This window comes from Verrucomicrobiota bacterium, from assembly GCA_037139415.1.
Taxonomy (GTDB): domain Bacteria; phylum Verrucomicrobiota; class Verrucomicrobiia; order Limisphaerales; family Fontisphaeraceae; genus JBAXGN01.
The window spans coordinates 1-7,535 of record JBAXGN010000273.1 but is presented as its reverse complement, the minus strand read 5'-3'; the positions used below and the strand labels follow the sequence as shown (position 1 = coordinate 7,535).

Genomic DNA, 7,535 nt, shown 5'->3' with positions numbered 1-7,535 from the left:
CCACGGATAAAAAAATCACCGAAAACAGTTGCAAAAATTAACACCGTTGCTGGGAAACGAATCGCCTATTTGTTCATCAACCCCAACGGGGTTGCGTCAGGTGACGATGATGTGGCGCGGTGACGCAACCTGTACGTTGGGATTCACAGAACGGAGGCCAGCCATGAAGCTTCCAGCTTACCCGCGCACCAAACCCAGCGGCGTCGAATGGCTCGACGACGTCCCGGTGCATTGGGCGGTGAAGCGGCTCAAGATGGCTGCGTATTTGACGGACAAGAAAGTTGAAGCCGACGAAGAGAATCCAGTTCCCTACATCGGGATGGAGAACATTGAGTCTTGGACGGGGCGGCTTTTGCCCATCAACCCAGACGTCGTTCCCACTGGCACGGCCAACGCATTCAAGGCTGGGCACACGCTCTTCGGGAAACTGCGGCCCTACTTGGCAAAGGCGTGCAACCCGGACTTCGACGGACTCTGCTCCACCGAGTTACTCGTGCTCAATGGCGTCGAGTTCGACCGCGTCTCTCTTCGCTACGCCCTGCTCAGTGACGGCTTTATCAAGCTCGTAGATTCGTCCACCTACGGCTCGAAAATGCCGCGAGCCAGTTGGGATTTCATCGGCAACTGCGTGCTGCCAATCGCGCCTCCCGCCGAGCAGCGTTCCATCGCAGCATTTCTGGACCGGGAGACGGGACGAATTGACCGGCTGGTGGCGAAGAAGCGGGAATTGATCGAGCGACTGAAAGAGAAGCGCACCGCGGTCATCTCCCGCACCGTCCCTCGCGGCCTGCCCCCTGCCGCCGCCAAAGTCGCCAGCCTCCCCATAAACCCGCCCCTCAAACCCTCCGGCCTCGACTGGCTCGGCGACATCCCAAAGCATTGGGAGGTGAAAAAATTACAATACCTATTCCGTTTTACAAGCGGCGGTACCCCTCCGACGGAGACGCCTGAATATTGGGGTGGTGACCTTCCCTGGGTTTCTCCAAAGGACATGAAATCTTTCCGAATCACTGACACTATTGATCATATTACCGAACTCGCCTTAACAGAAACCACAACCACATCAGTGCCGCCAGAGACTATGCTGCTTGTCGCTCGGTCAGGCATCTTGCGCCACAGCATCCCCGTAGGGATCACGACAAAACGAATGACGATTAATCAGGACATCAAAGGTGTCATTCCTATTAAAAAGTCCGTGTCACCCTACTATTTTGCTTGGTTTGTCGAAGGGCATCAGCCCGAACAACTCGCCATCGCCGCATATCTGGACAAGGAGACGGCGAAACTCGATGCACTGGTGGGGAAGGTGGAGTCGGCGGTGGAGCGTCTGCTGGAATACCGCACCGCCCTCATCACCGCCGCCGTCACCGGGAAAATTGACGTGCGCGGAGTGAACGCGGCACCCTGTGAGTCCATTTCGTCCATCCCGTCCATCCCGTCCATCCCGTCCATCCCGTCCATCCCGTCCATAAAGCCCGGTCCGGGCACGCCCCCCAGAAACAAAAACTGAGCCATGAAACCCGAACCGCTCATCCCGCAGCACGGCGGCTACCGGAAGCTCAAGAGCTTCCAGATCGCGCAGCTTTGCTACGATGTGACCGTGCGGTTCTGTGACCGCTATATCAGCCCGCGCAGCCGCACCCACGACCAGATGGTGCAGGCCGCGCGCAGCGGCGTACAAAACATCGCCGAGGGCAGCAAGGCCAGCGGCACCTCGAAAAAAATGGAGCTGAAACTGACGAACGTGGCCCGCGCCAGCCTCGAAGAACTGCGCCTGGACTATGAGGACTACCTCCGGCACCGCCGCCTGCCGCTCTGGCCGGAGCATGACCCACGCCGCCAATCATTGGTGGCCCGCCGCTGTGCCACTGCAGAAGAAGTGGCCGGGTGGATTCGTGAGGTGCATGGTCAGAATGGACCAGATAGACCAGATGGACCACCAAACCAGAATCCCCCGTCCATTCAGTCCATAAAGTCCATCGAGTCCATCCCGTCCACCTACCCCGAGATCGCAGCCAATGCCGCACTGGTGCTCATTGGCGTAGCCTGCGCGCTGCTGGACCGCCAGATCGAAGCCCAAGCCGCCGATTTCACCAAGACGGGTGGTTTCACGGAGCGGCTGCACCGGATCAGAACTCAACACAGAAACCAATGAGCCAAACCAACGAAAAAGCCTTCGAAACCTGCGTGGAGGAAATTCTGCTGACCCGCGGCGGCTGGAAGTCCGGCACCAACGCGGTGGTAGAGCGTCTGCTGGAATACCGCACCGCCCTCATCACCGCCGCCGTCACTGGAAAAATTGACGTGCGCAAAACCACGTTTTCCGGTTAACTCCCTTTCAATATGCGTCTGCTACATTTTATCGAGATCGAAAACTTTAAACGCTTCGGCGGCCTCCAGCGCGTGGAATTGGACCACCCGGCGGTTTTGATCGGCCCGAATAACTGCGGCAAGACCAGCGCCATCCAGGCGATCGCACTATGGTCGCAGGCGATCAAGACCTGGTTGGATGCCAAACAGGAAACGACCGCCAAGGAACGGCAAGCCACCGCGCTCAACCGGTTGGCCATCACCGCCGTGCCAGTGCGGAAAACGCGCTATTTTTGGCATAACACCCGGGTCCATTCCGGCCGCGAAAGTGTGCCGATGTCCATCACGGTCGGGCTTTTCTGGAAGGGGCAGGTGGTGCGGGTCAAGTTAAAGTTCCGCCACCAAGGGGACGAGTTGGTTTATTGCACTCCGGACGAACCGGTGCTGGCGGACCTGGAGCTTTTAAGACATGCGGCGAGCATTAATGTCGAGTTGCTCTACCCCATGTCTGGACTCACAACCGAGGAGCCGGTGCTCAAGTCGGGCCGGATCAATGTCCTGCTCGGCCAGGGAGAAACCGCCCAAGTGCTGCGCAACCTGTGTCTGATCGTGGCGCGGGAGAATCCGGCCGATTGGGCGAAGGTCGCCGGCTTAATGCGGCGTTTGTTTTCCGTTGAACTCGGAATACCCGAGGAAACCGCCCGGGGTGCCATCGAACTTTTTTACCAACAGTCCGGTGTGAAGGAGAAACTCGATGTCGCTGTGGCCGGACGCGGCTTCCAACAGTTACTGCTGGTTTTCGCCTACTTGTTCTCCCATAAGCGGAGTGTTCTCCTGATTGACGAACCGGACGCGCATTTGGAAATCCTCCGCCAGAAGCAGGTGTATGTGCTGCTGCGTGAAATCGCGCATGACAACGGCTCGCAAGTAGTGCTGGTGACGCATTCGGAAGTCATTCTGGATGAAGCGCTGGATCATAACCTCACACTGCTCTTGGAGGGTAAGACGGAGGACCTGGCCGCAAAAACGGCCATTCGTAATGCGCTCAAACACTACGGAGCGGAACACTATGTCAAAGCGCGCGAACGGGGTTATGTGCTCTATGTGGAGGGCAGTACGGACGTGGATATGCTCCGGGTGTTGGCCGAGCGCACTGGGCATCCGGTGGCAACAATCTGGGATGAGCGGGTCAATGCCTATTACGTGCAGGACAACTTTCCAGAGACTTCTCTCGCCAGTGAGTTGGAGCGTGTTGAAGGCGGTTTTGGCGTCACCCCCAAAACTCATTTCTTCAGTTTGCGCGGCCTGCTGCCTCAGCTTCGTGGGGTGGCCATCCTCGATAATGACGGCAAGGGACGAATCGGAAGCGAAGAATGCGGGTTGTTTATCACCTATTGGCAGCGTTACGAGGCCGAAAACTATTTCATCACGCCGGAATTGCTCGCCGCCTACGCAACTGGTGTCTATCAGGACATGGACCTGTTTGACGGCCACCGCCTCGCGATCCAAAAGGTGCTGGACGACTTGACGCGTGAACAAATTTTTGGCGGCTCCGAGCGTGATTTTAACGTGTACCGGCAGGCCGCGCCGGAGGCTGCCCGGTTGATTTGGGAGACAAAAACCGAACGGCAGAAGCTCAGCACCTTTGCCGAAGAGTTCTTCCGCCGACTTGCGGCTCAGGTCAGTCTGCCGATGCTGTTGCGCAAAGGGGAGCTGCACCGCTTGGTGGCTATGGCGGAACCCGCCCGGATTCCTGACGAAGTTAAAGCGAAGCTGGATCTTTTGGAAACGTTGTTTCGTGCCGTCAACCCACCAGACGTATTGACAACGGAATAACCGTTAAGCGAGGGCGCAGAGGCGAAAGCATGGAATTCTTATTTGATGTCATGAGCCAAACCACCGAAAAAGCCTTCGAAACCTACGTTGAGGAAATCCTGCTCTCCAAAGGTGCCTGGAAGTCCGGCACCAACGCGGATTGGGACAAGGAACGGGCCATCTTCCCAGCGCAGGTGTTCGCCTTTATCCAGGATACCCAGTCCAAGCTCTGGGCGGAGATGAAAACGCTCCATGCGGCGGGACTGGAGGCGTTATTGCTCACCACGCTGGTTAAGGAGCTGGATGCCAAAGGTTCGCTCCACGTCTTGCGCCATGGGTTTAAATTCTACGGGAAGACGTTTCGGCTCGCCTATTTTAAACCCGCCCACGGCGCCAACGCCGAGGTGCGGGAGCTATTCAGCAAGAACCGGTTGACGGTGACGCGTCAGGTGCCGTGTCACCCTGGTGACAACCGCACCCTCGACATGGTGTTGGCGGTGAACGGGCTGCCGGTGGCTACCATTGAGTTGAAGAATCCCGGCACGGGCCAGAACTGGTGTCATGCCGTGCGGCAGTATAGGGAGGACCGCGATCCCCGTGCCCCGTTATTTGATTTCAAGAAACGCGCACTGGTGCATTTCGCCGCCGATCCGGATGAGGTCCACATGACGACCCGGCTGGCTGGTGAACGAACGCATTTCCTTCCCTTTAACCGGGGCAGCCATCCGGGGAAAATCATCTGTGGCGCGGGCAACCCGCAGCACGAATCCGGTTACCGCACCGGCTATTTCTGGGAGGACGTGCTGCAATTCGCGAGTTTCCTGGATATTCTGGGTCACTTCCTGTTCCTCGAAAAGAAGGAGGAAAAGCTGGATGTCGGGCGCGGTGGTTCGCGCCTGGCAACCAGGGAAACCATGGTTTTTCCGCGTTATCACCAGCTCGATTCCGTGCGGAAACTGGTGGCAGGCTCGCGCCATGAAGGTCCTGGTTTCAATTATCTCATCCAGCATTCCGCCGGTAGCGGGAAGACCAACAGCATCTCCTGGTTGTCGCACCGGCTGGCCAGCCTGCATGATGATCGCGATGTCAAAGTCTTTGATTGCGTGGTGGTCATTACCGATCGGCAGGTGCTCGATCGGCAATTGCAAGACGCGATTTACCAGATCGAACATGCCCAGGGGGTCGTGAAGGCCATTGACCAGGATTCCAAACAACTGGCGGCCGCCCTGATTGACGGCACCAAAATTGTCATCACCACGCTGCAAAAATTCCCCTTCGTGTTGCGCGGCCTGCTCCATGCCGCAGGCGCGGAGCGCCAGGAACAGGCCACCGAGGAAGAGCAACAACAGGCCAGGGCATGGGAGACGGAAATTGCCCGGCGTCGCTATGCGATCATTGTGGACGAGGCGCACTCGAGCCAAAGCGGCGAGACGGCGCGGGAACTCAAGGCAATTCTGGGGGCGGCAGCCAGCGCGGAGAACGCCGAGGATGAACCGGAATGGGAAGACCGCTTGAACCAGGTGATGCAGTCGCGCGGACGCCAGCCGAACCTGAGTTTCTTCGCATTTACCGCCACGCCCAAAGGTAAAACCCTTGAGCTGTTTGGCCGTCAGGGTTCAAGTGGCAAACCGGAGGCGTTTCATCTATACAGTATGCGGCAGGCCATTGAGGAAGGGTTTATCCTTGATGTGGTGAAAAACTATACCACCTACGCCACCTATTACCGGTTGGTGAAGGCGGTTGAGGACGATCCGAATTTGCCGAAGAAGAAAGCGGCGCGGGCGCTGGCCAAATTCATGAGCCTGCATCCGCATAACCTCGAACAGAAGACCGAGGTGATGGTGGAGCACTTCCGGCAGAAGGTCATGCGCCACCTGGGTGGACGCGCCAAAGCCATGGTGGTTACCTCCTCCCGTCTCCATGCGGTGCGCTACTTGCAGGCATTTGAGCGCTACCTTACTGCAAACCAATACACGGATATCCGCCCGTTGGTCGCGTTCAGCGGCACCGTGAAAGATCCCGAAACCGGCCTCGAATATACCGAGCCGGGCATGAACACGGATTGTGTCAGCGGAAAACCCATCAGCGAAAAGCAATTGCCGGAGCGATTTGCCTCCCCGGATTATCAGGTGCTCCTGGTGGCCAACAAATATCAGACCGGCTTTGACCAGCCGTTGTTGTGCGCCATGTATGTGGATAAGCGGCTGGATGGCGTCCAGGCTGTGCAGACCCTGTCACGGTTGAACCGGAAAATTCCCGGCAAGGAAAACCCGTTTGTCCTGGATTTTGTCAACGAGGCGGAGGACATCTATCGCGCCTTCAAACCCTACTACGACGCGACCAGTTTGCAGGAAGGTTCAGACCCGCAACAGTTGGAAAAATTAAAGCACGAATTGGATGCGGCCCAGGTGTATTTCTGGAGCGAGGTCGAGGCGTTCGCCCGCGTGTTTTATAAACCGGTTGCCCGCCAGACTGCCCAGGATCACGCCGGACTCCAACTGCACCTGCAACCCGCAGTGGATCGGTTTAAGGCGCTTCAGGATGAACCCAAGCGCAGCGACTTTCGGGAAAAGTTGAATGGCTTTGTGAATATTTATTCGTTCATGAGTCAGATCATGCCCTACGGCGATCCCGCGTTGGAAATGCTTTACAGCTATGGCCGCTTCCTGCTGCCGCATCTGCCGCTCGACCGCGATACCGAACGGGTGAAGGTCGGCGATGAGGTGAGCCTCCAGTATTATCGGTTGCAGCGAATCTATTCCGGGGAAATCACCCTGCATGAAGGTGATCCCGAGGGCGTGAAAAGCCCCACCGACGTTGGCACGGGTAAAGTCAAAGAGGAGAAGGTTCCGCTCTCGGAAATCATCAAGCTTCTCAACGAGCGCTTCGGCACCAACTTCACCGACGAGGATCGCTTCTTTTTTGAACAAATTCGCGAAAAGGCCACCAGTAATGAGCAGGTCATCAAGCTGCGCCGCGCCAATCCGTTCGACAAATTCCAACTCGGATTGCGGCAGCTTATTGAAAACCTGATGGTTCAGCGCATGGCTGACAACGATAAGATCGTCACCCGGTACATGGATGACAAGGAGTTCGGCAGTGCCGCCTTTGCCGTTTTATCAAAAGCGATTTACGACTCTATTCCGGTGAACGAATAGGACATAGCGATAACCCAGCGCCAAGCAGCTCTATTGCCGTCCATATCGTCCATTCTGTCCATCGCGTCCATGCCGTCACTTTTTCCCTTATGTGTACGTACACATAAGGGAAATTATGTGGACATGAGGATTATGTGAACATGAAGTGAAAACACCTCGGAATTTACGGATGTTTTCGTTCCAACATGTCCACATAATTTCAGAACACCGCATCTGCCAGATTTAGCTTGATACCAATTTGAACACCAGGCG

5 protein-coding genes are annotated in these 7,535 nt (G+C 56.7%); all 5 read left to right on the top strand.

What is annotated here, in order from left to right; all coding sequences use genetic code 11:
- Nucleotides 1–163: 163 nt before the first annotated feature.
- From WCO56_27845 to WCO56_27825, 5 genes are read left to right on the top strand one after another with little or no spacing between them, the layout of a single operon-like run.
- Entirely contained in the window at nt 164–1,510 is a 1,347-nt protein-coding gene (locus WCO56_27845) for a restriction endonuclease subunit S (GenBank protein ID MEI7733416.1), read from the top strand.
- A gap of 3 nt (nt 1,511–1,513) precedes the next feature.
- Nucleotides 1,514–2,155, top strand: a complete 642-nt coding sequence (locus WCO56_27840) for a four helix bundle suffix domain-containing protein (protein MEI7733415.1) — start codon at nt 1,514–1,516, stop codon at nt 2,153–2,155.
- Nucleotides 2,152–2,331 carry a hypothetical protein gene (locus tag WCO56_27835; GenBank protein MEI7733414.1) on the top strand — a complete coding sequence of 60 codons (180 nt, stop codon included), beginning with the start codon at nt 2,152–2,154 and terminating at the stop codon, nt 2,329–2,331. Before WCO56_27840 ends, WCO56_27835 begins: the two co-directional genes overlap by 4 nt.
- A gap of 12 nt (nt 2,332–2,343) precedes the next feature.
- Nucleotides 2,344–4,146 (top strand): AAA family ATPase, encoded by a 1,803-nt coding sequence (locus tag WCO56_27830; GenBank protein MEI7733413.1) that lies wholly within the window; start codon nt 2,344–2,346, stop codon nt 4,144–4,146.
- Nucleotides 4,147–4,196: 50 nt separating this feature from the next.
- Nucleotides 4,197–7,283 carry a type I restriction endonuclease gene (locus WCO56_27825; protein MEI7733412.1) on the top strand — a complete coding sequence of 1,029 codons (3,087 nt, stop codon included), beginning with the start codon at nt 4,197–4,199 and terminating at the stop codon, nt 7,281–7,283.
- Nucleotides 7,284–7,535 lie beyond the last annotated feature (252 nt).

Excerpts from the sequence above, each read along its gene's own strand:
- WCO56_27845 (MEI7733416.1), top strand. The coding sequence starts at position 164 with ATGAAGCTTCCAGCTTACCCGCGCACCAAACCCAGCGGCGTCGAATGG.
- WCO56_27840 (MEI7733415.1), top strand. The coding sequence starts at position 1,514 with ATGAAACCCGAACCGCTCATCCCGCAGCACGGCGGCTACCGGAAGCTC.
- WCO56_27835 (MEI7733414.1), top strand. The coding sequence starts at position 2,152 with ATGAGCCAAACCAACGAAAAAGCCTTCGAAACCTGCGTGGAGGAAATT.
- WCO56_27830 (MEI7733413.1), top strand. The coding sequence starts at position 2,344 with ATGCGTCTGCTACATTTTATCGAGATCGAAAACTTTAAACGCTTCGGC.
- WCO56_27825 (MEI7733412.1), top strand. The coding sequence starts at position 4,197 with ATGAGCCAAACCACCGAAAAAGCCTTCGAAACCTACGTTGAGGAAATC.